This window comes from Nitrosospira sp. Is2, assembly GCF_033095785.1.
In the GTDB taxonomy this organism is placed as follows: Bacteria; Pseudomonadota; Gammaproteobacteria; order Burkholderiales; family Nitrosomonadaceae; genus Nitrosospira.
Window position 1 is genome coordinate 2,277,036 of the sequence record NZ_CP137134.1, and the last position, 25,486, is coordinate 2,302,521.

Genomic DNA, 25,486 nt, shown 5'->3' on the forward strand with positions numbered 1-25,486 from the left:
GCCGAAGTGATCGGAAACTGTCCTCGCGGCAAAGCTGATAGACGACAGGTGAGTTTGAGAACGCATCCGAATGAGTACGACAAATGATAAGGAGCATCAGCTTGAAAATTATCCGGAACGCTTTCTTTGCCTTGGTTGGCGCATTATCGGCAATGACGATAACTGCCGTTAGCGTGCCCCTTAACCTTGCATTAGCGGAGACAAAAGTGGATAACAAGGAAAGAGAAAGCGTCGACTGCGCTCCGGTCGGGAACTGGGTCGTGCCGGGCGGAGGAAAGATTACCGAGTCTGAGGTCATCTCCAAGGCAGCCAAACGCCCGGTAGTGCTGCTGGGCGAAATGCACGATAACGCTGAGCATCACCGCTGGCAATTGCAGACGCTGGCTGCGTTGCATGCTGCACGGCCAGAAATGGTTATCGGTTTCGAGATGTTTCCGCGGCGTGTGCAAAAAGCGCTTGATCAATGGGTGGCGGGAGACCTTACCGAGGCTCAGTTTCTTGCCGCTGCCGACTGGGGCACCGTCTGGAGCACGGACGCGAATCTTTACTTGCCATTATTTCATTTTGCCCGCATGAACCGGATACCCATGGTGGCCCTTAATATCGATACGCGTTTAAGGCGGACGGTCGCTTCGAAGGGCTTTGCGGGCGTGGCTGAGAAGGAGCGCGAAGGCGTGACCCAGCCCGCTGCGCCCAGCGCCGCTTACCTGGGGTATCTCCTGCCGATTTATGGCGAGCACGACCGCAGTGGCAAGAAGCGGGGCGATACCCAGCCGGATGACCCGGATTTTCTGCGCTTTGTTGAAGGTCAGCAACTCTGGGACCGCGCAATGGCCCAGGCGATACACTCAGCCCTGGAGCGTCCGGGTCGTCCCCTTGTGGTCGGAATCATGGGCTCGGGGCACATCAAGCATGGCTACGGAGTTCCCCATCAACTGAAGGACCTGGGGGTGGGCGATGTAGGGACCCTCTTGCCGTGGAATAGCGGCACCGTGTGTGGTCAAATAGCGACCGGAATCGCAGACGCAGTTTTTGGTATCGCATCGCTATCGCCTGCCACCCCGGAACTTTCCTCGCGACCGCGCCTGGGGATCCGCTTTGAAATGGCCCAGGATGGCGGTGCGCGCGTGCTGCAGGTGGAGAAGGGGAGCATTGCGGAGACGGCTGGTATTCGCGACGCCGACATTATTGTCGAAGCAGCTGGCGTGCCGGTCAAGCGGACCGAGGATATTGTAGAGACAGTCAAACGCCAGCCACCGGGCACTTGGTTGCCGCTTACGTTAAAACGCGGCAGCGATACGAGCGAGATTATTGCCAAGTTTCCGGCGGTGCGGAAATGAACCCAAGGAACAAGCCCATGCTGCACGCACGTCTCACGTACATGAATGGTGTAGTCGGTTTCCTGTTTTCGATGCTTATGGCGACCACAGTCTTTGCTACGTCGTCCGCGACCTCATCCGCTACTTCTGGCGCCACGCCGGTTAGTGCCGAGGTCCACTATGACATTACCGTGCGCCTGGATCCTGTTGCGCGCAAGATTGAAGGACGCAGTGTTATCACGGCAAACACACCCGAAGAGTTGACGCTGGTGATCGGCCGCCGCTTCGAAGTCATGCGTGGACGAGTAGATGCCGAGCCGTTTGGGCCAGCCGCGACCATGGGTAGAATGCGAGGCTGGCGGATCTTAGGCGATGAAAAACTGCCCCGCCGTATCGAGATCCATTGGCGCGGGGAGCTTGCTGCCCTCGATACTGCGCTCGACCATCATCAGACACTGGGACGGAATGACCCAGCCAGCGGGGAAGCGGGTACTTTTCTGCCGGATTCGAGCGGCTGGTACCCCTTTCTGGCGGATAAGCTTGCCAGCTACAATCTGACTATCGAGTTGCCGGCCGGGCAACGCGGTATCGTGCCCGGTCGTCTTGTCGAGGAAACCGAAACGGCCGATGGGTATCGCGCACGGTTCGAGTTTCCCGCTCCAACGGGCGGAATCGATCTCATGGCGGGTCCCTATGCTGTCGACACGCGCACAGTACGGGGGGCAGGCGGCAAGCCCATACAGCTACGAACCTACTTCCATTCGTCAATTGCGGATCTTGCACCGGCGTACCTGGATTCGGTGAAAGGCTATCTCGGACTCTACGAATCGTGGATCGGCGAGTACCCGTTCAGTGAATTCAGCGTGGTATCGAGCCCGACGCCGACGGGTTTCGGTATGCCTACGCTTACTTATCTCGGAGTGGAAGTGCTGAGGTTGCCCTTCATCCGCGGCACCTCGCTGGGTCATGAGGTGCTGCACAACTGGTGGGGGAACGGCGTGTACCCTGATTACGCTGAAGGAAACTGGTCGGAAGGGCTCACCACGTTCATGGCGGACTATGCGTACAAGGAGCGTGAAAGCGCCGGTGCTGCGCGTGATATGCGGCGTGGCTGGCTGCGTGATTTTGCCGCGCTGGCGCCTGGGCAGGATAAACCACTCACGACATTTACTTCACGTTTGCATGGTGCGACGCAGATTGTCGGCTATAACAAGGCCGCGATGCTGTTTTTGATGCTGCGCGACATGCTCGGGCAGGATACCTTCGATCGCGCGCTTCAAACCTTCTGGCGCGAGCAGCGCTTCCGTATCGCCTCGTGGGCGGACTTGCGGCACGCTTTCGAGAAAGCGTCCGGGCAGAATCTCGGTCCATTTTTTGACCAATGGCTTACGCGACCGGGCGCGCCGGTCCTTCGAATAGCGGACGCGGCGCTGGCCAAGCCGGGCTCGGGTAGCCATCGGGTTACGGTCACCCTTGAGCAAGCTGAGCCAGTGTACCGTTTGCGTGTACCGGTTGGCATCCGCACCGCCGAGAGCGAGGAAATTCACGTGCTTGACCTGGAGAGCGCGCGCCAGGCATTTACCGTTGACGTTCGCAACCGGCCAACGGAGATAATCCTTGACCCGGATCTCCGCTTATTCCGCCGCCTGATGCCCGATGAAGCCCCGCCAATCCTGCGCCAGGTGATGGTAGATCACACAGCTGAGACGATTTTGCTGCCGGAAAACGGAGAGGCGCGCAGCGCGGCCGAAACGCTTGCGGCCAAAATGCAAAACCGCGCGCCAAAATTGGCGATGCGAGCAGATGGCGATAACCTGCCGGCTGTACCGCTGCTGGTTATTGGCCTGGCGGACCAGGTGGATGCCTGGCTTGCAAAGCATCGTTTACCGGCGCGCCCCGACGTTATTAAGGGCAAGGGCTCGGCGCAAGCATGGACGGTGAGTCGACCTGATGGTGTGACCCTCGCGATGGTGTCTGCGGCGGATGTTCCCTCACTTGCTGCATTGGCGCGGCCGCTGCCCCATTACGGCCGCCAGAGCTATGTGGTGTTTGATGGCGCGAAGATGATCAATCGTGGTGCGTGGCCCACACGCTCGCAAGTCGTAAAGCTGGACTAATGGTCTTCAAGGCGGAAATATGCCTTTTCGGATCTGGTGCGTATCCAGCCGAATCGAAAAGCCATTGACTGATCCGTTACCTGCCCCGAGAAGCCCGTCGGCACGGGTTTTCTCATTTACCGACTTTGGAACCGGTTTTTTGTTAAAATATACTTATTTTCATAAATTTAGTAGGAGAATTTGATGGCGGTCGAAAGAACCCTTTCCATTATCAAGCCTGACGCGGTGATAAAAAACGTGATCGGGGAAATCTATTCACGCTTTGAAGGCGGTGGATTGAAAATCATCGCGGCACGCATGGCGCGCCTGTCCCAGACTGAGGCAGAGGGTTTTTATGCGGTGCATCGAAGCCGTCCGTTTTTTAATGATCTGGTGAAATTCATGATTTCAGGACCCGTCATGGTGCAGGTACTGGAGGGTGACGACGCAATCAGGAAGAACCGTGAACTGATGGGCGCGACCGATCCCAAGAAGGCCGAGAAGGGAACAATACGGGCCGATTTCGCAGACAGTATCGATGCCAACGCCGTGCATGGCTCCGATGCGCCTGAAACGGCAGCGGTCGAGATCGCTTACTTTTTCCCTGAACTAAACATTTATTCCCGATAGGACGGAACGCAGCTCACCATATGAGCGTCAATCTCCTCGATTTCGATGCGAAATCTCTTGCCGGTTTTTGTGAGGAAATAGGCGAGAAGCCGTTTCGCGCGCGCCAATTGCTGCGCTGGATACACCGTTCGGGCGAGGCGGATTTTGCCGCGATGAGCGATTTGGCGAAGGGGTTACGGGATAAGCTCGCCGCGGCCGCCGTGGTCAATCCTCCCCAGGTTATCAGCGATCATATCGCTGCCGACGGTACGCGCAAGTGGCTTTTGTCGGTTGGAGCGGGTAACGGCATCGAGACGGTTTTCATACCTGAAACGCATCGCGGAACCCTCTGTATCTCCAGCCAGGTTGGATGTGCGCTCGCATGCAGCTTCTGCTCTACCGGCAGACAGGGATTCAACCGCAACTTGGGTGTCGCAGAAATCATTGGCCAGCTGTGGTGGGCCAATAAAGCCCTGGCCGAGGAGTCAGAAAACGAACCTGTGCGGGAGCGTGCCGTTACCAATGTGGTGATGATGGGCATGGGCGAGCCGCTCGCCAATTTTGAAAATGTGGTTGCAGCACTCGATCTGATGCTGGACGATAATGCCTATGGTCTTTCAAGGCGGCGCGTGACGGTGAGCACTTCGGGACTGGTGCCAGCCATGGATCGGCTGCGCGAACGCTGCCCTGTTGCACTGGCCGTATCCTTGCACGCGCCGAACGATACGCTGCGCGATCAGTTGGTGCCGATCAACAGGAAATACCCCATCAAGGAATTATTGGCCGCATGCGAACGCTATCTCGAATCAGCGCCGCGGGACTTCATCACCTTTGAGTACGTCATGCTGGATGGTGTTAATGACAGCGTGGCTCATGCGCGGGAATTGGTGCAAGTGGTACGGCATACGCCTTGTAAATTCAACCTGATTCCATTCAATCCCTTCCCGGATTCCGGCTATAAACGTTCTTCGGCAGAAGCGGTCTCGCGCTTTCGAGATGTGCTGATGCAAGCTGGCCTGGTAACGACGGTAAGGAAGACACGCGGCGATGACATTGCTGCAGCCTGTGGTCAGCTTGCCGGAAAAGTGCTGGACAAGACGCGGCGCGCAAACCGCAGGTTATCGGAACCGGCAAGATGAGGCGGACCATGGCTCATTTTGCGGCGGAAACGGCAATCGGATGCATGGTTCAGGAAGGCATGAAAGTACTTGTGCCAGGCAGTGGTGTGTCCAGCTGATGACGGATCCTCAAGATAACAACTTCGGCGAAATAGCCGAACCAAAACCAGCGCAAACCGAATCGGGCCCGGGCCAATCATTGCGTGCCGGGCGGCTGGAACGCGGTTTGAGCATAGAGGATATCGCGCGGCAATTGCGGTTATCGGTGAGGCAGGTTACAGCACTGGAAGAGGACGACTACTCCAAGGTTGCAAGCGGCACATTTCTCCGCGGGTTCGTGCGCAACTATGCTAAGCTGCTGCAAATGGATGCGGCGCCGTTGTTGCAGCGACTAGAGCAATCCCTTCCCCCCCCGCCGCCTACCCAAACCATTTCGTATCCAATCGAGGGAATTCCCTTTCCGTCAAATCGGGACCACGGTAAGCGCAACCTGATTATCGGGGTAGCGATCGTTCTGGCGTTGCTACTGCTTGTGTATGAAATTTACCGCGGCAGCGAGGCGAATATCGAAAAAGCGCCAAGCGGCAATGTGGAGAGCAGAGTGGAGACGGAGCAAACTTCAGACGCGTCATTATTCGAGGCGCCCCCGGAAATTACGGCTGACGGAGCTGATATCGCGGCTTCTGCCGGCAGGCCTGCCGCGTCTGAACCAAAGCCCGATGTTCAGCCCCCGCCCGTGCGTTCTGCGTCTTCTCCGGTCGTGCCGGCGGCGCCGCAAGCGGCCCAGCAACCCGCCGCTTCCAGGTCGGCTGATGCGCCCTCGCGGGAATTGGCGGACGAAGGGCCGGGTGTCGTGCGCTTGATATTCGAGGGGGAGTCCTGGGTTGAAGCCAGGGACGGAAAGGGGAGGCTGCTATTGTCGCGGGTTAATGCCCGGGGTACCGAGCAGGTGCTGCGCGGCACGCCGCCATTCTCTCTGAAGATCGGCAACGCTGCCGAGGTCAAGCTAGTCTACAATAGCAACCCGGTTGATTTGACGCCCCACATCAACGTGTATGGGGGAACTGCACGTCTGTCGCTAGAATAGGATTCTTAAATTTACGGATTTTCATACTTATCATGATTAAGTCACAAGATATTTTTCCGCCCCGCCGCAACAGTGTCGGCGTGCGCGTCGATACCATAACGATCGGGGGCGGCGCCCCGGTAGTGGTTCAGTCCATGACCAATACCGATACGGAAGACGAAATTTCCACGGCGACGCAAGTGGCCCAACTCTCGCGTGCCGGATCGGAACTGGTGCGGATTACCGTCAATACCCCCGCGGCAGCCAAAGCAGTGCCTGCGATACGGGCGCGGCTTGATGACATGGGCTGTCATGTGCCCCTGATAGGCGACTTTCACTTCAACGGTCACAAGCTGGTGACGGAATATCCCGATTGCGCGAGGGCGCTGGCCAAATACCGAATCAATCCCGGTAATGTGGGTCATGGGAGGAAACGCGATGAACAGTTCTCCATCTTGATCGAGACCGCCTGCAAATATGACAAGCCGGTGCGTATCGGGGTCAACTGGGGTAGCCTCGATCCGGAGTTGCTGGCCAGGATGATGGATGAGAACGCGCGCTCAGGCGACCCCAAGGAGGCGTCAGTGGTTATGCATGAAGCATTGATCACCTCCGCGCTGCAAAGCGCAGCGAGAGCCGAGGAGATCGGGTTGGGCCGCGACAAGATCATATTATCCTGCAAGATGAGCGGCGTAAGGGATCTGATCGCAGTTTACCGCGACCTTGCTGCGCGGTGCGATTATGCCCTGCATCTCGGATTGACAGAAGCGGGGATGGGATCAAAAGGAATCGTGGCATCTACCGCTGCGCTGTCGGTGCTGCTGCTCGATGGAATCGGCGATACCATTCGCATATCGCTGACACCCGAGCCGGGCGGCGACCGTTCGCGTGAGGTGATCGTCGCGCAGGAGATCCTGCAAACTACCGGGCTGCGCGCCTTTGTGCCCCTGGTGGCCGCCTGTCCCGGCTGTGGGCGTACCACCAGTACATATTTTCAGGAGTTGGCGGAGAGCATTCAGGGTTATGTTCGCAACCAGATGCTGGTATGGCGCGAGGAGTATGATGGGGTGGAGAATATGACCCTGGCGGTGATGGGCTGCGTGGTCAACGGCCCGGGTGAAAGCAAGCACGCCAACATCGGGATCAGTCTTCCCGGGTCTGGCGAGCGACCGGTGGCGCCGGTGTACGTGGATGGGCAAAAATCGGTGACGCTGAAAGGCGACAACATCGCCGGAGAGTTTCGCCAGATAGTCGATGAATACGTGCAAATGAAGTACCCAAAGAAAGCAGGTAATGTCCACTAGGGGGATTCAAGCCATCCGCGGGATGAACGACGTCCTGCCTGACCAGATATACCTTTGGGAGTTCTTCGAGCAGGTTGTCCGCGACTCCATGGGGGCTTACGGTTACCGTAATATCCGCATGCCAATAGTCGAGCAGACCGACCTGTTCGTACGTTCGATCGGTGCGGTGACCGACATCGTCGAGAAGGAGATGTATACCTTTCTGGACCATCTCAATGGCGACAGCCTGACGTTGCGTCCAGAAGGAACCGCGTCCTGCGTACGTGCGGTTCTGGAACATAACCTGCTCTATGCCGGCCCCCAACGATTGTATTATTCCGGACCGATGTTTCGTCATGAGCGGCCGCAAAAAGGACGTTACCGTCAATTCCATCAGGTAGGGGTCGAAGCGCTGGGTTACGCAGGCCCGGATATCGATGCCGAACTCATTATTATGTGTTCGGAGTTATGGAGAAGATTGGGTATCTCTGATGTGCGCCTTGAGATCGGCACACTTGGCAGCACCGCGTCCCGTGCAGTGCATCGACACCGGTTGATTGAGTATCTGGAGCGCCATCTGGGCAAGCTTGATGACGATGCCTCCAGGCGATTGCACAGCAACCCGTTACGAATACTGGACAGCAAGAATCCTGAAATGAGCGAGATCATCGATGGAGCACCGCGGTTACTCGATGATCTGGATGAGGATTCCCTCGCGCATTTCGAGGGATTGCAGAAAATCTTGCGCAATCAGGGGATAGACTTTGAGATCAACCCGCGCTTGGTGAGGGGACTGGATTATTACAACCGCACCGTATTTGAATGGATCACCGGCAGGCTCGGCGCGCAAGGTACGATATGCGCCGGCGGCCGCTATGACGGCTTGGTGGAGCAGATCGGCGGCGGGAAGGGATCAGCGGCCCCCGCTTGCGGTTTTGCCATGGGCATTGAAAGAGTGCTGGCGTTGATGGCGGAAAGCGGCATAAATATACCGGGTCCTGTGCCCGATGCCTATGTCGTGCATCAGGGCGAGGCTGCGGATGGCTTCGCCTGGAAAACCGTGAGGCATCTGCGGGAAAGAGGGTTGCAGGCAATTCTCCATTGCGGCACCGGCAGCTTCAAGGCGCAGATGAAAAAAGCTGATGCCAGTGGGGCACGTTTTGCAGTCATTATCGGCGATGAGGAAGTGCAAGCGGGCGAGATAAGCATCAAGCCCCTGCGCGAAGCAGCCGAACAGGTAAGAGTCGCGCTCGCGGAAGCGGCCGACTTGCTCAGAGGTTCGGGAGTAACAGGTTCTTGATGGGGACACTCTAAATGGCAGTTTATGATCTGGAAGAGCAGGAAAAAATAGACGAACTGAAAGCCTGGTGGAGAAGATACGGCACGCTCATCGTCATTGGCTTGGCGGTCTTTGCCGCCAGCATCGCGGGCGTGCAGGCGTGGAAGTACTACCAGAGTCAAAAAACCGGGCAGGCGGCGGAACTATTCGATTCGCTACTGCAACTCCAGACAAGCGGCGACCCCAAGAAGATCAACGATGCCGCGGGGTTGCTCATGGAAGGCTTTCCCGGCAGCGGCTATGCCTCGCGGGCAGCGATAATCTCGGCACGAGCGAGCTTCGACGCGCGTGACTTGCAAAACGCAAAGAGCCGGCTGCAGTGGGTGCTGGACAATTCGAAGGAAGATGAGCTGAAGAATCTTGCTCGGCTGCGACTCGCCGGCATCCTGCTGGATGAGAAAAAATACGATGATGCCCTGCGGATATTGGAAACAAAGCACGGTACATCTTTTGACGGTCTCTACGCTGATCTTAAAGGTGATGTGCTCTCCGCAGCGGGAAGAATTCCCGAAGCGCGGGTTGCTTATCAAATGGCGCTCGATAAGATGGGTGGGAAGGGGACGTACTTCAATATCGTTCAAATGAAGCTCGACGCTTTGCTCGACGCGAAATAACCGGGTTTGGAATCGCGCGCGGGAAGCTCGCGTGAAAGGGGCGGCAAACAGCTTCTTCTGTTCCGGCAGTAAGTGATGCAGTCAAATCCATCAACGTAACAATACCTATTTGTTTTGAACAATAACAATGCCATCAGGCAAGCCCGTGTCTAACGTCATTCGCCAGCATATCGTGCTGGGAGTTTCGATCTTCGCGTTATCCGGGTGCGCAGGCGTTACCGAATTGGCACGCGACGTGATAACCGGCCTTGCAGATATCGATGTGTCAGGTGTCACCGACCTCTTCGGGGGTGGTAAGGTTGAGTTGAGTCCGGAACAGACCGCGCAGCTGGTAAAGATTCCACCCGCCCGCCCGTTGTGGCGCAACGCTTTGGAAGAGAGTCAAGCGGCGGTATTTTTTCCCGTATTCGAAAATGGTGCGGTTTACGCGGCATCCACCGAGGGCCGTCTTGTGCGTTTCAATTCGGCATCGGGGAAGGAAGAAGGAACGATCGACACCAAGGGGCGGCTCTCGGGCGGTATCGGCACCGGGGAAAACATGTTGATGGTTGGAACTTTCAAAGGCGAGGTGCTGGCATACGACAGGGAAAATGGTAAGCCCTTATGGACCGCCCAAGTCTCCAGCGAGGTGCTGAGTCCGCCGCAGGCAGCCGGCGGCATGGTCGTCGTTCGAGCCGGGGATGGCCGGATTTTTGGCCTGGAAGCCGGCAGCGGCAAACGCAAGTGGGTTTACCAGGGTGCCACCCCATCGCTCACCGTGCGCAACTTTGCCGGTGTCCTGATCTCGGGGGATACCGTATACTCGGGCTTTGCGGGTGGCAAGCTGGTAACAATAAACTTATCCAACGGTGTGGCGGGCTGGGAAGCGGTGGTAGCAAGGCCGCGAGGGGCCACGGAACTGGAGCGTATTGCCGATATCACCAGTCCGCCGATGATCGATGAACAGCAGGTATGCGCTGTCGCCTATCAGGGGCGGGTCGCCTGCTTTGAAATTGGTACGGGTAACCAGCTCTGGGCGAAGGATGTATCGAGCAATGCAGGTCTCGCCATGGACAATAATTATGTTTATGTCAGCGAGAATCGCGGCAGTATCTCGGCCTATGACAAACGGGATGGCACTTCGATCTGGAAACAGGAGCTGCTTAACGGCATGAAATTGTCTCCGCCTCTTCTTCAAGGGAATCATATTGTAGTCGGGGATTCCCAAGGGCACGTTAATGTCATAAAGAGTGAGAACGGCGACATGATTTCGCGCTCTGCCAGTGACGACAGTCCGATTGTTACCCGACCGGTATCTCTGCCGAACGGCTTCGCGGTTCAGACCAGGAAAGGCGGTATCTTCGCATTCGGGCTGTAGACCGCTGACCCCCAGTCATTCAACCGCGTTTAACGCGGACGGTTTACTTTTTCTCCTCTTGAGTATTTTAGTCTTCAGCATAGCCTGAACCATGAAACCTACCCTTGTTCTGGTCGGGCGGCCCAATGTCGGGAAATCGACACTTTTTAACCGCCTGACGCGCAGCCGCGACGCGATCGTCGCGAATATTCCCGGTCTGACGCGAGACCGTCATTACGGTCACGGCAGGCTGGGCGAAAAGCCCTACCTGGTGGTGGATACAGGCGGTTTCGAACCCATGGCCACCGAGGGCATATTGCATGAAATGGCCAAGCAGACACGACAGGCGATCGACGAGGCCGACCTGGTCCTTTTCATTGTTGATGGCAGGACCGGTTTGACTCCACAAGACAGAATCATAGGGGAGCAACTGCGTAAAACCGGGCGCGGAATACTTTTGGTGGTGAACAAGACGGAAGGCATGTCATCCTCCGTCGTTACTGCTGAATTTCACGAACTTGGACTGGGGCAGCCCTGCGCAATTTCAGCCGAGCACGGCGATAACGTCAGTGAACTGGTCGAGTTGGCCCTACTTGATTTTCCTCAGGAGCAGGAAGCCGAAAAACAGGAGGAGCAGCCGAAAATAGCCATTGTCGGACGCCCGAACGTTGGCAAATCAACGCTCGTGAATACCTTGCTGGGCGAGGATCGCGTTATCGCTTTTGATCAGCCTGGGACCACTCGCAGCAGCATTTATATCGATTTCGAACGCAACGGCCGCAGGTATACCCTGATTGATACCGCTGGTTTGCGTCGGCGCGGGAAGGTGCTCGAAACGGTGGAGAAGTTTTCGGTAGTTAAAACGCTGCAATCAGTGGAAGACGCGAATGTCGTAATACTGGTGCTGGATGCGAGCAGCGAGATATCGGATCAGGACGCGCACATCGCCGGATTCATCCTTGAGACGGGTCGTGCGCTGGTGGTGGCGATTAACAAGTGGGACGGCCTGGACAATCATCAACGTGACGTGATCAAGACCAGCATAGCCCGGAAACTGCCCTTTCTGATGAGTTTCGCAAAATTTCACTATATTTCCGCGCTGCTTGGTAGCGGCATAAGAGGCCTGTTGCCATCAATAAACGCAGCCTACAACGCCGCGATGGCGCATTTACCGACCCCCAAGCTCACCCGGGCACTGATTGCAGCGGTAGAGAAGCAACCTCCGCCGCGCAGTGGCGCCTCGCGGCCGAAATTGCGCTATGCCCACCAGGGCGGTTCCAATCCGCCATTGATCATAATCCATGGCAGCGCCCTGGATCAGGTGCCGCAGACCTATCAGCGGTATCTGGAAAATATGTTTCGCGAAACCTTCCAGCTGGAAGGGACGCCTTTGCGGGTGGAGTTTAAAACGGGCCGGAATCCTTTTGCCGGGAAGCGGCCTGCTCCTTTAAGCGAGGCCGACGCAAAACAGGCGCACCGCCGTCGCAGATACGGAAGAAAGCACTATAGCTGAGATTGGGATGGCGCAAGCGCCAGCGGCGGTATCGTTGTTAACGGGATACAAAAGAAAGGCGGAAAGGGCGAGAAGGAAGCGCCCTAATGTAACACTCGGGGGACGCTCAGGATAAACTCTGGAATGGATGCGTCGAAACGGAGGCCGTCTTCAGCGACCATCTGGTAACTGCCCTTCATGGATCCAACCGGTGTGGAAATAGCAGTGCCGCTGGTGTATTCGTAGCTGTCGCCCGGTTTCAACAGGGGTTGTTCCCCCACCACTCCGAGTCCGCGGACCTCCTGCACGCCGCCGCTTCCATCCGCAATAATCCAGTGACGGCTGATGAGCTGCGCGGGAACGGTGCCGGTGTTGGAGAGGACGATGGTATAGGCAAAAACATAACGATCGAGCGCCTCGTCCGACTGTTCCGGAAGATATGTGGTTTGAACCTTGACAATAATTTCGTACTTTTTTCCTTCATCCATAGCTACATTGCACACTATTTTTTGCCTCACGGCAAGGGTGGTTCCGACAAAATAAGTTGAAAAGGCCGAACGGCGGGGTTTTCAGGGTGACGGGATCTCCATCGTGGATGTAGGCAAACCTGCACAATACTCGTTTGTCGAGCGAGTTAACGCGAGATTGCCATTTGCGGTTAAAATTGCCAATTTTCGACTAAAGGATGCCCTTCATGGCTAACTATCGCATCGCCCCGAGTATTCTCTCTGCAAACTTTGCCAAGTTAGGCGAGGAGATCACCGCTGTCATCGATTCAGGTGCGGATTTCATTCACTTTGATGTGATGGATAACCACTATGTGCCCAATCTGACCATTGGGCCGCTGGTCTGCGAGGCGATCCGACCGTTGACGGATGCAGTTATCGACGTGCATTTGATGGTTGAGCCGGTGGATCGTATTGTTCCGGACTTCGCCAAGGCGGGAGCCAATATTATTTCCTTTCACCCGGAGGCATCCAACCATATCGACCGCACGATTGGGCTCATCAAGGAGCAAGGATGCCAAGCGGGCCTCGTGTTCAACCCCGCCACTCCCTTGAATTACCTGGACCACGTACTGGATAAGCTGGACCTGGTGCTGATCATGTCTGTAAATCCCGGTTTCGGCGGCCAGAAGTTTATCCCTGAAGCGTTGGCGAAACTCAGGGCGGTACGCAAGCGCATAGACGAAAGCGGCAGGAAGGTTCTTCTCGAGATTGATGGCGGCGTAAAAGTGGACAACATCGCGGAAATTGCTCGTGCAGGCGCAGATACTTTCGTTGCTGGTTCCGCGATTTACGGCGCGGGCCGGGACAGTGACCCGCATCGTTATGATACAGTCGTGGGCGCACTCCGGGCAGAGTTGGCTAAAGTCTGAATTGGCTGAGCTTGATCGGGCACGAGGCATAAGAGCCTAACTCGGCTCAAGCGTTTGCTACGTGAGGTGCCCGGCTTGCCCTATCCATTCGGAAGGAATTCGCCGGGCTGATTATTGCAGGGCAGTGCAAGGCGCTGTTGTGGTGAGCGGACGGTTCCGCAGCATCCCGAAAAATCCCGTCGCTTCGGACGGGCGTGCTGTCATATGATTGATATTTATCCGAGACCACTAAACTTGAACAAGAGCTTTTCCCCCACGACCGATACCTCTGCGGTTGAAATAAAATTTCCCATTTCCGTCAAGGCTGTGATGGTTGATCTGGACGGAACCCTTTTAGACACCGCGGGGGATCTGGCTGCCGCGGCGAACATGATGCTAAGGGAACTCGGCAAGGCGGAGCTTCCGCTCGAAACCATAAAATCGTACATCGGGAAAGGCATCCAAAAGCTGGTAAAGCGCTCGCTTACCGGGACCCTGGATGGAGAGCCAGATGCCGACCTGTTGGACAAAGCGATGCCACTGTACGAGCGCAACTATGCCAAAACGCTGTGCATGAGCACGCGGCCCTATCCCGGCGTATTGGAAGGATTGAACATCCTGCGTGAGGGTGCTTTTCAGCTGGCCTGTGTTACCAACAAGGCTGAGGCTTTTACCACGCCGCTGCTTCGTGCTACCGGCCTGCTGGATTTTTTCGATATTGTCCTTGCAGGGGATAGTCTGCCCCGGAAGAAGCCTGATCCTATGCCCCTTCTGCATGCCTGTACGCACTTTGGTATTCAGCCGAGCGAGATGCTGCTGATCGGCGACTCGCTTAACGATGCGCAGGCGGCGCGCGCGGCGGGCTGCTGCGTCTTCTGCGTACCGTACGGATATAATGAAGGACGAGACGTGCGCGAACTCGATTGCGACGCTATCGTCCCTTCGTTATTCGAAGCAACAAGGCTGATCCAGAAATTGTCATGATCAACGAAAACAACGGAAATGATCGAATACGTGCCTAGAGCCTGGCGCTGTTGGCGCCGCCGCTCCGATTGTTGGCGTGCCTAGGAATCTCCAGGCCGGTTCCAACGTCGAGTTTCTGCGCATCGTCGCGTATTTTTCCTTTCTTTCTGTGATCGCGGAGTTGAGTCATGACCGAAATCGAATTCAATGATCTTGCCGCACAGGGCTACAACCGTGTCCCGATGGTCCTCGAGACTTTTGCCGACCTCGACACACCCTTGTCGGTTTATCTGAAGCTGGCAAATCGTCCATATTCATACTTGCTGGAATCCGTGCAGGGCGGGGAGCGCTTTGGACGCTACTCCTTTATCGGCCTCCCGGCGAAGACCCGGCTTGAGGCCTGCGGCACTCTTATCCGCGTTATCGGTGACGCTGAAGCGCAAGATATCGAGGCGGAGGACCCGCTGGCTTTCATTCAATCCTATCTGTCACGTTTCAAGGTGGCGCCTTATCCGGGTTTGCCGCGTTTCTGCGGCGGCCTCGCGGGCTATTTCTCCTACGATACTGTGCGTTATATCGAGCGCAAGCTCGCTGCTCATCCCCATGCAAAGGCACGTCCGGCCGGGCTCGGTACCCCGGACATATCCTTGCTGCTATCTGAAGAACTTGCAGTGGTGGATAACCTTTCCGGCAAGCTCTACCTTATCGTTTATGCGAATCCCGCCCTCGCTGGCTCGTACCTGGCGGCCAAGGGACGCTTGAAACAACTTCTGGCAAGTCTGCGCGAACCGGTAGACATCCCTGCGGAGGCGCCCGGCAAGCCGGGAGAGGCTGTTTCCGAATTCAGCGAGGCGGATTTTATCGCGGCAGTGGAGCGTGCAAAGCGCTATATTTTCGATGGCGATATCATGCAGGTTGTGCTTTCGCAGCGTACCAGCAAATCATTTGGCGCATCGCCGCTGGCATTGTACCGCGCCCTGCGCAGCCTGAATCCTTCTCCCTACATGTTTTACTACCATTTTGGCAACTTTCACGTGGTAGGCGCCTCGCCCGAGATTCTGGTGCGTCTGGAGAGCGATAGCGTAACGGTAAGGCCCATCGCAGGCACCCGCCCGCGCGGAAAAACCATGCAGGAGGACTCGGCGCTGGCCGCCGATCTGCTCGCTGATCCAAAAGAACGGGCGGAACATGTCATGCTGATGGATCTCGGGCGCAACGACGTCGGTCGTGTTGCGCAGACCGGCTCCGTTAAAGTCACCGAGAACATGCAAATCGAGAATTACTCGCACGTCATGCATATCGTTTCGAACGTGGAGGGCAAGCTGAAACCCGGCCTGAACGCAATGGACGTGCTGCGTGCGACATTTCCTGCGGGCACTGTAAGCGGAGCCCCGAAAGTACGGGCAATGGAAATTATCGATGAACTCGAAGTCTCGCAGCGGGGCATTTACGCCGGTGCCGTGGGCTATCTTGGATTTAACGGCGATATGGATCTCGCCATCGCGATTCGCACCGGCATTATCAAGGACGGTACACTACATGTTCAGGCCGGGGCTGGCATTGTTGCCGATTCCGTTCCGCAAAGCGAATGGGTCGAAACAAAAAATAAGGCCAAGGCGTTGTTGCGAGCGGCAGAGATTGCTGAAGCGGGATTGGACAGCAAGGTCGAGTAATGCAGACTGGCAGGACGTGACTCTGTGGTATTTAACGCCCCTCGTGCACCCAATGCAGCAACGCATCCATTGCGGGCTGCGCATTTCCCGACCGAGGGTGGTTCACAAAAAAAACCACGACCACGCGTTTGCCGGCTTTATCGAGAACATATCCACTCATGGTTCTTACTCCCTCCAGCAGACCGGTCTTTATATGCGCCTGACCAGCGGCACCGCTGCCGTTAAGCCGTTTCTTCATGGTGCCGTCCACCGCCGCGATCGGCAAAGACGAAATGAACTCCGGCATGACGGGACTCTGGAAGGCCGAGAGTAAAAGTGCGCCGAGGTGCCCGGCGCTGATACGTTCATTGCGTGATAACCCTGAGCCGTTTTCGATCACCAGTTCGGGAAAGCTGAGCCGACGGGACGTCAGCCACCGCTGCATCGCCATGGCCGATTTTTCGAGCGTTGCGCGTGGCTTGTCAGGGCTGCTGGCTGCGCCATTTGTTGCGCTGTTCAGTATCATATCGGTCCCCCCCGCGCCCACTCCCGAAGCAGGACCACTGGTTAACCCCAGCGCAAGGTATAGTTGCCGTGCTGCTGTGTTATTACTGAATTTATTGATATCCCGCACGATATCTGCAAGCGGGGGAGATTGATGGGTTTCCAGTGGCGTTATTCCTTCGGGAACAGTGCCCGTGCGTACCCTGCCGCGAAATGTGCCGCCTTGCTCTTCCCATAATTGCTTGAACAGGCTGAAGATATAATCGGTAGTATCGTGCACGCTTAGATAAAGGGTTTTTTCACCGCAATCGCTGGAATAAATGCCGCTGAGGGCAATCAAGCCCCGGACATTGCCGCTAGCGGCGGTACGAATATCAGTATCGAGCGCATCGCGCCATACGTTACATGGACCGCTTACCAGGGTCAGGCCGTTTTTGAGGTCAAGTGACCCAAGGAAAGGATCGGCGACAATCCTGACGGTTTTGCTCGCCGGTTGCGGAATCAGGCGCAGCGCAAGCGTGCGGTAATTCACGAGTAGCGCCTCAGGGAGTACATTATAGGAGCGGTGTGGTTTGCCGTCGAAAGCCGCCGGGTCGGCACTCGGCAGCTCGAAATGGCTGCCATCCAGCACCAGATCTCCGGTGATCTCGCGTAGCCCAGTTTGACGCAGTCGCCGGGTGAGCAGCCAGAAGTTTTCCAGATTCAGCTTGGGATCGCCATAACCCTTGATGATAAGGTCGCCCTGAAGGGTATCGCCATTCAGTACGCCATTTACATATAGCTCGGTTTTCCAGGTATAGGCCGGTCCCAACAGTTCCAGCCCGGCAAAAGTCGTGACGAGCTTCATCACCGACGCCGGGTTCATACCGGTCCCGGCGTTCACTGCTAGCCGCGGTTGGGCCGTGCCGATCTCATGTACGTAAACCGCAGTCGCAGATGTGGGAATCCCGGCCTGTTTGAGCGCAAGGCTGACCGGCGCAGGCAGGTTATGAGCAAGCGCCGGCAGCGATAGAAGAGCAAGAATGCCACATCGAAAACCCCATGCGATGGCGGCGTATGCTTGCCACGCAAGGGTTGCACTCCGGTTGAAAAATTCGAGCATCAGGTCTCTGCTGTGTCACCCTGGAACATTCCGCCGTCCACCGGAAACTGTAAGTACGGCGTTTCTACCACATGACATGAGCCGGGAACCGAAATTGAGTACGGCTCACGAGGTCTATTTTTGGCATAGGTCGAGCACGCGCAGCGTCCCCTTCACCAGAAAATCCAATTCCTGTTGAGTGATGACGTATGGCGGCATAAAGTAGACCGTATTACCCAGCGGGCGCAACGATAACTCCTGCTTAAGCGCTGCCTGAAAAAAAGTTGCGGCAAAAGCGGGATCGGAGGTCTCAACTTCGAATGCCCAGATCATGCCGCAATTGCGAAAGTTCTTCACCTTTGGATGGAGTGTAATTGGACGTACCGCCTTGTTGAGATAATCTGCCGTGACGCGGTTAGCATCGATGATTTTGTCCTGTTCGAAGATATCCAGTGTCGCGAGGGCGGCGCGACATGCTAATGCGTTACCTGCATGAGTATGCGAATGTAGAAAGCCGAGGGCGGTCTTGTCGTGGTAAAACCCGCGATAAACGCCGTCTGTGGTCATCACCACGGACAGCGGCAGATAACCGGCGGTCAGCCCCTTCCCCAGGCACAAGAAATCTGGAACGATGTTCGCCTGCTCGCAGGCGAACATCGTTCCTGTTCTGCCGAAACCAACTGCAATCTCGTCGGCGATGAGATGTACCTGGTACTCGTCGCATATCCTACGTGCGAGCTTGAGATACTCGGGGTGATACATAGCCATTCCGGCTGCGCCCTGCACCAGCGGTTCGACGATAAGCGCTGCGGTTTCCGCATGATGTTCGGCCAGGTGAGCGTCGAGCGCACTGGCTGCGCGAATCGCATATTCACGGGGGGATTCCCCTCCGGCCGCATGACGCCAGTCTGGAGTGGGCACGCGCGCATTGTGGCGCAGCAGCGGCCCATAGGCATCCGTAAATAATGCCACATCGGTGACTGACAGCGCGCCCAGCGTTTCGCCGTGGTAGCCATTCTGCAGGCTGACAAAACGGTTTTTTTCAGGTAGCCCGCGGTTGCGCCAATAATGAAAACTCATCTTTAACGCGGTTTCAATTGCGGACGCGCCGTCGCTGCTATAGAAGCAGTGCCCCAGGTTACCCGAAACCAGTTTACTCAGGCGCGCCGATAGCTGCACCACCGGCTCATGCGTGAAGCCGGCAAGCATCACATGTTCCAGCCTGTCAAGCTGATCGCGGAGGGCGGCGTTGATGCGTGCATTGGTGTGACCGAACAGATTCACCCACCAGGAACCGATTGCATCGAGGTAGCGTTTCCCTTCATAGTCATAAAGCCACACGCCTTTGCCTCGCGCGATGGCGACCAGCGGCAGCGTCTCATGCTGCTTCATCTGGGTGCAGGGGTGCCAGACCGATCTTAAGCTCTGCTCCGGCAAGTGTTTACTACTCATTGTCGGTATTCTGGCGATTGCGCATTAAAAGGACGACGCGTGTATGAGCGGGAAGTGAGATAAAGCGCAATTTTGCGGATATCAGGTGCGGTTGCGACTGCAACGGCGCCCACTGAAAAAGGGGTCGTTGGAAGTGTATCATCCTCGCGGAGAATTTTCCTGTACTACGCTAAGCGCGAAGTCGACTTTACATGACCAAGCGCGGTGTCTGGATACCTGGCTCACTGTACCGTACCCCTGCCTGCTGCCTCGTCGACCTTATCTCCTGGCTTCCTCATGAGGCGGCAAAGGGAAGGGCGGAGACCTTCACGAAATGATGAGCTGTCGCAGAGCCCTCAAGGCAGCGCTCAAATATGTTTTATTGCCTTCTACTTGAAATCCCGTCCGACACCAACTATTATTAGCACTCGTTCGCGGTGAGTGCTAATAATTCGTATGAATTCAGCTGCGAACAGTTGTTCCGAGATTTCATCGTTTTAATTTCAGACAGGAGAGTGAAAACATGAGGATTCGTCCCTTACACGACCGCGTTATTGTCAAGCGGCTGGAAGAAGAGCGCAAGACCGCGTCCGGTATTGTCATCCCTGACAGTGCTGCAGAGAAGCCCGATCAAGGGGAAATTATAGCCGTAGGTAAAGGCAAGGTCGGCGACGATGGCAACGTGCGCGTGCTGGAAGTGAAAGTCGGCGACAAGGTGCTGTTCGGCAAGTATTCCGGACAAACAGTGAAGGTAGAGGGGGAGGAGCTTCTGGTAATGCGCGAGGAAGACATTATGGGCGTTATCGAAGGTTAATTTACCAGCGACGGCCTTACACAAGATTTCCGAACATTTAGGAGAATTAAATTATGGCAGCGAAAGAAGTGAAATTTGGCGACTCAGCACGCCACAAACTGATAAACGGGGTGAATGTTCTTGCCGATGCGGTAAAGGTCACATTGGGACCGAAAGGGCGTAATGTCGTGCTCGAGCGTTCCTATGGCGCCCCTACCATTACCAAGGATGGCGTTTCGGTTGCGAAAGAAATCGAACTGAAGGACAAGTTCGAGAACATGGGCGCGCAAATGCTCAAGGAGGTGGCGAGCAAGACATCTGACGTAGCGGGTGATGGCACCACTACCGCCACCGTGCTGGCGCAGTCGATTGTGAAAGAAGGCATGAAGTATGTCGCCGCCGGGATGAACCCGATGGATCTCAAGCGCGGCATCGATAAAGCGGTAACCGCGACGGTTGAACAACTCAAGCAAATTTCCAGGCCTTGTACGACCGGCAAGGAAATTGCTCAGGTGGGAAGCATTTCGGCTAACTCCGACCTCGAAATTGGCAAAATCATTGCAGACGCAATGGAAAAAGTAGGTAAGGAAGGCGTGATTACGGTAGAAGATGGCTCCGGGCTGCAAAATGAACTTGATGTAGTGGAAGGGATGCAATTCGATCGCGGCTATCTATCGCCCTATTTCATAAATAACCCCGATAGGCAGATTTGCGCCCTGGAAAATCCTTTTATCCTGCTGCATGACAAAAAAATCTCGAATATTCGTGAATTGCTGCCAGTGCTGGAACAGGTAGCGAAGGCCGGCAAGCCGCTCCTCATTATTGCTGAAGACGTGGATGGCGAGGCCCTGGCGACCCTGGTGGTGAACAATATCCGTGGGATTCTCAAAACTTGCGCCGTGAAAGCGCCGGGCTTCGGGGATCGTCGCAAGGCAATGTTGGAAGATATTGCCATCCTTACTGGTGGAACCGTTATCGCTGAGGAAGTGGGTCTGTCGCTGGAGAAGGCAACGCTGAGCGAACTGGGTCAAGCCAGGCGCGTGGAAGTGGGTAAGGAAGAAACAACGCTTATCGACGGAGCCGGCGATATAAAGAATATCGAGGCCCGCGTCAAACAGGTCCGGGCCCAAATAGAAGAAGCCACGAGCGACTACGACAAGGAAAAATTGCAGGAGCGGGTCGCTAAACTGGCTGGCGGCGTAGCGCTGATCAAAGTGGGCGCGGCCACCGAAGTTGAGATGAAAGAGAAAAAAGCGCGCGTGGAAGATGCGCTCCATGCGACTCGCGCCGCCGTGGAAGAAGGTATCGTTCCAGGCGGTGGCGTAGCTTTGTTGCGTACCCGCATAGCTGTTGGTCAAATCAAGGGCGACAACCCCGATCAGGACGCCGGTATCAAGATCGTTCTGCGTGCACTGGAAGAGCCGCTGCGCCAGATTGTTGCCAACTGCGGTGATGAGCCTTCAGTGGTCATCAACAAAGTTTCTGAAGGTCAGGGCAATTTCGGTTACAACGCCGCCACTGGTGAGTACGGTGACATGGTCGAAATGGGTGTGCTCGATCCTACCAAAGTCACCCGGTATGCCCTGCAGCACGCGGCTTCCGTGGCCGGCCTGATGCTTACCACCGATGCTTTGGTGGCGGAGCTGCCTAAGGACGAATCCGGTGGCGGCGGCATGGGTGGCATGGGCGGTGGCATGGGCGGTATGGGCGGTATGGGCGGCATGGACATGTAGGTTGGTCGCACAACGGCAGTACAACAAAAACCCCGCTCCGGTGGGGTTTTTTGTTGTGCCAAAGCTGCCGCAAGATTGATTATACGAATTTTGCGGTCAGCGCATTGGGCCTGCCGCAGCGCCGAATCACTTTGAGTTTCATGCTTCGGCGCGCTCCGAACGGCGCTGAGATTGCCATTATTGTTGTTTCGCTGGTATTGCCCCTCCCTTTGCTGATTTTCGATCCAGTTGCGGGCGTTGGGCGATACTATGAGAAATGGAGGCAATTGGATGAGATAATCTCTACTTTCCACTGCCTGCCGATAGGGCGCACCTCGATTTAACTTCTTATCATGACACCAGAACAGTATTGTCAGGAAAAAGCTGTCCAGAGCGGCTCCAGTTTCTACTACAGTTTTCTCTACTTACCAGCCGAAAAGCGGCGTGCGATCACTGCGTTATATGCCTTTTGCCGCGAAGTGGATGACGTTGTGGACGAATGCAGCGATGAGGCGGTGGCGCGCGCCAAGCTTGCGTGGTGGCGGCAGGAAGTCAATTCCATGTTTAGTGCCGAAAGTCCAACCAAGCCCAGCCATCCCGTGGCGAAAGCGCTGGCTAATGTGTCGCATACGTTCAATCTCACTGCCGAGCGACTGAATCAGATAATCGATGGCATGGAAATGGACCTCAACTATAATCGTTACGCCGACTTCGATACCTTGCGGCACTACTGCTATCATGTGGCAAGCGTGGTGGGATTATGTTCGGCAGAGATATTCGGTTATCGAAATCCGGATACATTAAAGTACGCCGAGGATCTCGGGCTCGCGTTTCAGCTTACCAACATCATACGTGACGTAGGCGAAGACGCCCGTCGCGACCGTATTTATCTACCGCAAGATGAGCTTGCGCGGTTCGGGGTAACCGAGGGCGACATCCTCAATAGTCGCGAAACCGAAGAATTCAAGAGATTGATGGAGTTTCAGATCGAGCGGGCTGAAAGTTACTACACCCGGGCGTTTGCAGCATTGCCTGATGAGGATCGAAAAAAGCAGAGGCCAGGCATCGTCATGGCGGCGATCTACCGATCGTTATTGACGGAAATCAAGCAAGACGGTTGCCATGTCCTTCATCAACGGGTCAGCCTGACACCGATACGCAAATTGTGGATCGCGTGGATCACATGGATGAGGGGATAGGCGTCCTGCTGTCTCGCGCCCGCCTGCTTCTAAACGTTGGAACTGCTGCAACGCACAGGTTCCGCAGTATTGTTCTTCTTAGTGTGAGCCGATATCCGGCTATTTAAAAGGATTCAGCATTCCGTCGGTGAACGTTGAGTGGAACAGCATATCTCGCCTTTGCATCATTTTGCTAAACGTACATCATGGTTTCCCATCGTGTCATCCGTTTATGAAAGATCTGAAAAGTTACAGTCCTTCGAAGGATCTGCTGAAGAATCGCGTCGTTATGGTCACCGGTGCCGGGCAGGGGATAGGCCGTACTGCGGCGCTCACTTACGCGATGCATGGTGCTACCGTTATACTACACGGCCGCAATGTCCAGAAATTGGAGGGCGTGTATGACGAGATTGAGGCGGCAGGTGGCGCTCAGCCAGCAATCTTTCCACTCGATCTGGAAAAAGCCGAGGACAAGGATTTTTTGGCAATTGCCCACGCCATCAAGCAGCAACTTGGCAGGCTGGATGGAATTTTGCACAATGCAGCATTACTGTTTAACCTGACGCCGCTGCACTCCCAGACAATGGAGCAATGGCAGGCCCTGCTGCGTGTCAACTTGATTGCACCGTTCGCTCTGACGCGAGCCTGTCTTGGACTGCTAAAGGCATCTCCGGATGCTCACGTGATAATGACATCGGACTCGCATGGTCATGCGCCCGCAGCGTACTGGGGCGGTTTCGCGGTGGCCAAGGCGGGCCTCGAGGCTTTGGCAAGGATTCAGGCGCAGGAATGGGAAATACTTCCGAATTTGCATATAAACGTCATCATTCCAGGACCCACGCACACTCCGCAGCGCACCCGGACACACCCCGCAGAGATCAAGCATAGCCTGCTTCAGCCACAGGATCTCATGCCGTATTATTTATATCTGATGGGGCCGGATAGTATAACGGTCCGCGGCGAAACAGTAATTTGCCAGGGCCGTGTATAGTATGGCTGCTGCGGCGGAGAGAAAAAGGTATAATTTACATACAACAGCGGAAAAAACCCTGCGAAAGTGGCGGAATTGGTAGACGCACCAGATTTAGGTTCTGGCGCCGAAAGGTGTGGGGGTTCGAGTCCCCCCTTTCGCACCAGGGATTCGCTAGGCGGTGTCGGATAAGCCTTCATGCGGGCTGTCGTGCCTCTCCGACCGCAGATGCCGCGCGATCGTTACCCCCAACCATCAGGAAATGTAATGCAAACGAATGTCGAACAATTGGGCGCGCTGGAACGCCGCATCAACGTTTCAATTCCTCAGGAGAAAATCCAGACGGAGGTGGAAAACCGCCTGAAGCGACTGGCTCGCACGGCTAAACTGCACGGGTTTCGGCCCGGCAAGGTGCCCTACAAGGTAGTCTTGCAGCAATACGGCCCGCAGGTTCGCCAGGAAGTAATAGGGGATGCACTGAAGAAGAATTTCAATGAGGCCGTGCGCGAAAATAACCTTCGGGTTGCAGGCTATCCTCATTTCGAACCGAAAGCTGCGGATGGGGATATTTCCCCCATTGAATTTAGTGCGACATTCGAGGTCTATCCGGATGTGGTGCTGGGTGACTTAAGCGACATCGAGGTGGCAAGGCCCGTGGTGAACGTCACACTTGCTGATGTCGATAAAACGATAGAGGTACTTCGCAGGCAACGTGTTCAGTTCGAAGCTGGCGATGATCCTGCGCAGGCGGGGGATCGAATTGGTATCGATTATAGTGGCGTTATCGACGGGGTAGAATTTGCAGGCAATAAAGCTGAGAATTTTACACTGGTACTCGGAGAGGGCCGACTGCTCAAGGACTTTGAAGCTCCCCTTATCGGGATGAGGGCAGGCGAAAGCAAAACATTTGAAGTTACATTTCCGGCGGATTATCATGGTAAGGAGGTTGCGGGCAAAACCGCGACGTTTGAAGTCAGACTCAACGGAGTTGAGTCACCGAGGCTGCCGGAAGTTAACGCTGAATTTGCAACATCGCTAGGTGTCGCGAACGGCGATATCGAAACAATGCGCCGCGAGATTGAGGCTAATCTCAAGCGAGAGGCATCCAAGCGGGTAAATGCAAAACTCAAGGAGCAGGTGATGCAGGCGCTCCTCGATAGTACCAGTATCGAGTCTCCGAAAGCATTGGTGGAGCTTGAGCTGGAGCGTTTAACACAGGATGCGCATAACGAGTTGGCGTCCCGCGGCCTTGCTGCCAAGAATATGCCATTGCCGCAGGAATTGCTCAAGGAGCGCGCGCAGCGTCGAGTCGGTCTTGGGTTGATCTTGGGGGAACTGGTGAAGGCCCATAACTTGCATCCGAGACCCGAGCAGGTGCGCGCGGTGGTGGAAGATCTCGCGCAAAGTTACGAAAATCCCGCCGAGGTTACCAAATGGCATTATTCAGCCCCGGAACGACTCAGCGAGATCGAGTCGGCGGCGCTGGAAGACAACGTCGTGAAGTGGGTGTTGGAAAATGTTAAGGTGGCGGATAAGGAAATGTCTTTGGACGAGTTAATGGGAAGATCATGAC

The 25,486-nt window shown here is 55.7% G+C and carries 22 protein-coding genes and 1 tRNA gene; 19 read left to right on the plus strand and 4 right to left on the minus strand.

Going from position 1 to position 25,486, the window contains the following annotated elements:
* Nucleotides 1-101 precede the first annotated feature (101 nt).
* From R5L00_RS09980 to der, 10 genes are all read left to right on the plus strand, one after another.
* A complete protein-coding gene (locus R5L00_RS09980; protein WP_317651455.1) occupies nucleotides 102-1,340 on the plus strand; it encodes a ChaN family lipoprotein in 1,239 nt (412 codons plus the stop codon).
* Nucleotides 1,337-3,436, plus strand: coding sequence for a M1 family metallopeptidase (locus R5L00_RS09985; protein WP_317651457.1), 2,100 nt, complete (start codon nucleotides 1,337-1,339; stop codon nucleotides 3,434-3,436). The genes R5L00_RS09980 and R5L00_RS09985 overlap by 4 nt, the downstream gene beginning before the upstream one ends.
* A 183-nt stretch (nucleotides 3,437-3,619) precedes the next feature.
* On the plus strand, nucleotides 3,620-4,045 hold the full coding sequence (gene ndk, locus R5L00_RS09990; protein WP_317651459.1) for a nucleoside-diphosphate kinase: 426 nt from the start codon (nucleotides 3,620-3,622) through the stop codon (nucleotides 4,043-4,045).
* 20 nt (nucleotides 4,046-4,065) lie between these two features.
* Nucleotides 4,066-5,163: a 23S rRNA (adenine(2503)-C(2))-methyltransferase RlmN gene (gene rlmN / locus R5L00_RS09995; protein ID WP_317651461.1), complete on the plus strand. Its 1,098-nt coding sequence runs from the start codon at nucleotides 4,066-4,068 to the stop codon at nucleotides 5,161-5,163.
* A 97-nt stretch (nucleotides 5,164-5,260) separates the two neighbouring features.
* A complete protein-coding gene (locus tag R5L00_RS10000; RefSeq protein WP_317651462.1) occupies nucleotides 5,261-6,229 on the plus strand; it encodes a RodZ domain-containing protein in 969 nt (322 codons plus the stop codon).
* A 32-nt stretch (nucleotides 6,230-6,261) separates the two neighbouring features.
* The gene (gene ispG / locus R5L00_RS10005; RefSeq protein ID WP_107694709.1) at nucleotides 6,262-7,512 is read left to right on the plus strand and encodes a flavodoxin-dependent (E)-4-hydroxy-3-methylbut-2-enyl-diphosphate synthase; all 1,251 of its coding nucleotides are present in this window, start codon (nucleotides 6,262-6,264) and stop codon (nucleotides 7,510-7,512) included.
* Nucleotides 7,502-8,791: a histidine--tRNA ligase gene (hisS, locus tag R5L00_RS10010; RefSeq protein WP_317651464.1), complete on the plus strand. Its 1,290-nt coding sequence runs from the start codon at nucleotides 7,502-7,504 to the stop codon at nucleotides 8,789-8,791. The genes ispG and hisS overlap by 11 nt, the downstream gene beginning before the upstream one ends.
* Nucleotides 8,792-8,805: 14 nt before the next feature.
* Complete coding sequence (locus R5L00_RS10015; protein ID WP_107694707.1) at nucleotides 8,806-9,444, plus strand: tetratricopeptide repeat protein; 639 nt, start codon at nucleotides 8,806-8,808, stop codon at nucleotides 9,442-9,444.
* 145 nt (nucleotides 9,445-9,589) lie between these two features.
* Complete coding sequence (gene bamB, locus R5L00_RS10020; RefSeq protein WP_258192718.1) at nucleotides 9,590-10,801, plus strand: outer membrane protein assembly factor BamB; 1,212 nt, start codon at nucleotides 9,590-9,592, stop codon at nucleotides 10,799-10,801.
* A 91-nt stretch (nucleotides 10,802-10,892) separates the two neighbouring features.
* On the plus strand, nucleotides 10,893-12,293 hold the full coding sequence (gene der / locus R5L00_RS10025; RefSeq protein WP_317651467.1) for a ribosome biogenesis GTPase Der: 1,401 nt from the start codon (nucleotides 10,893-10,895) through the stop codon (nucleotides 12,291-12,293).
* An 83-nt stretch (nucleotides 12,294-12,376) separates the two neighbouring features.
* On the opposite strand, the gene apaG is transcribed toward der, so the two are convergent.
* The gene (gene apaG, locus R5L00_RS10030; protein WP_107694704.1) at nucleotides 12,377-12,760 is read right to left on the minus strand and encodes a Co2+/Mg2+ efflux protein ApaG; all 384 of its coding nucleotides are present in this window, start codon (nucleotides 12,758-12,760) and stop codon (nucleotides 12,377-12,379) included.
* A gap of 206 nt (nucleotides 12,761-12,966) precedes the next feature.
* Between apaG and rpe the strand changes: the two genes are divergently transcribed.
* Together rpe and R5L00_RS10040 are read left to right on the plus strand one after the other, a co-directional pair.
* On the plus strand, nucleotides 12,967-13,650 hold the full coding sequence (gene rpe, locus R5L00_RS10035) for a ribulose-phosphate 3-epimerase (RefSeq protein ID WP_107694767.1): 684 nt from the start codon (nucleotides 12,967-12,969) through the stop codon (nucleotides 13,648-13,650).
* A 234-nt stretch (nucleotides 13,651-13,884) separates the two neighbouring features.
* The gene (locus R5L00_RS10040) at nucleotides 13,885-14,613 is read left to right on the plus strand and encodes a phosphoglycolate phosphatase (protein WP_411555561.1); all 729 of its coding nucleotides are present in this window, start codon (nucleotides 13,885-13,887) and stop codon (nucleotides 14,611-14,613) included.
* A 34-nt stretch (nucleotides 14,614-14,647) separates the two neighbouring features.
* On the opposite strand, the gene R5L00_RS10045 is transcribed toward R5L00_RS10040, so the two are convergent.
* Nucleotides 14,648-14,782: a hypothetical protein gene (locus tag R5L00_RS10045; protein ID WP_317651469.1), complete on the minus strand. Its 135-nt coding sequence runs from the start codon at nucleotides 14,780-14,782 to the stop codon at nucleotides 14,648-14,650.
* Here R5L00_RS10045 and trpE point away from each other — a divergent pair.
* Nucleotides 14,781-16,265, plus strand: a complete 1,485-nt coding sequence (gene trpE / locus R5L00_RS10050) for an anthranilate synthase component I (protein ID WP_317651470.1) — start codon at nucleotides 14,781-14,783, stop codon at nucleotides 16,263-16,265. The genes R5L00_RS10045 and trpE overlap by 2 nt on opposite strands.
* Before the next feature lie 31 nt (nucleotides 16,266-16,296).
* On the opposite strand, the gene dacB is transcribed toward trpE, so the two are convergent.
* Nucleotides 16,297-17,850, minus strand: a complete 1,554-nt coding sequence (dacB, locus tag R5L00_RS10055) for a D-alanyl-D-alanine carboxypeptidase/D-alanyl-D-alanine-endopeptidase (RefSeq protein ID WP_107694701.1) — start codon at nucleotides 17,848-17,850, stop codon at nucleotides 16,297-16,299.
* A 114-nt stretch (nucleotides 17,851-17,964) separates the two neighbouring features.
* Nucleotides 17,965-19,281, minus strand: coding sequence for an adenosylmethionine--8-amino-7-oxononanoate transaminase (bioA, locus tag R5L00_RS10060; protein WP_317651473.1), 1,317 nt, complete (start codon nucleotides 19,279-19,281; stop codon nucleotides 17,965-17,967).
* A gap of 502 nt (nucleotides 19,282-19,783) precedes the next feature.
* On the opposite strand from bioA, the gene groES reads away from it, so the two are divergent.
* The 6 genes from groES to tig all read left to right on the plus strand — a co-directional run bounded on the left by groES (nucleotide 19,784) and on the right by tig (nucleotide 25,485).
* Nucleotides 19,784-20,074, plus strand: a complete 291-nt coding sequence (gene groES / locus R5L00_RS10065) for a co-chaperone GroES (RefSeq protein WP_107694699.1) — start codon at nucleotides 19,784-19,786, stop codon at nucleotides 20,072-20,074.
* A 53-nt stretch (nucleotides 20,075-20,127) separates the two neighbouring features.
* Entirely contained in the window at nucleotides 20,128-21,786 is a 1,659-nt protein-coding gene (groL, locus tag R5L00_RS10070) for a chaperonin GroEL (protein WP_107694698.1), read from the plus strand.
* Between the two features lie 332 nt (nucleotides 21,787-22,118).
* Complete coding sequence (gene hpnD / locus R5L00_RS10075) at nucleotides 22,119-22,964, plus strand: presqualene diphosphate synthase HpnD (protein ID WP_317651476.1); 846 nt, start codon at nucleotides 22,119-22,121, stop codon at nucleotides 22,962-22,964.
* 211 nt (nucleotides 22,965-23,175) lie between these two features.
* Nucleotides 23,176-23,934, plus strand: a complete 759-nt coding sequence (locus R5L00_RS10080) for a YciK family oxidoreductase (protein ID WP_107694695.1) — start codon at nucleotides 23,176-23,178, stop codon at nucleotides 23,932-23,934.
* Nucleotides 23,935-23,994: 60 nt separating this feature from the next.
* Nucleotides 23,995-24,079 (plus strand) — tRNA-Leu (locus R5L00_RS10085).
* A 101-nt stretch (nucleotides 24,080-24,180) separates the two neighbouring features.
* Nucleotides 24,181-25,485: a trigger factor gene (gene tig / locus R5L00_RS10090; protein ID WP_317651479.1), complete on the plus strand. Its 1,305-nt coding sequence runs from the start codon at nucleotides 24,181-24,183 to the stop codon at nucleotides 25,483-25,485.
* The last annotated feature ends 1 nt before the right edge of the window (nucleotide 25,486 follow it).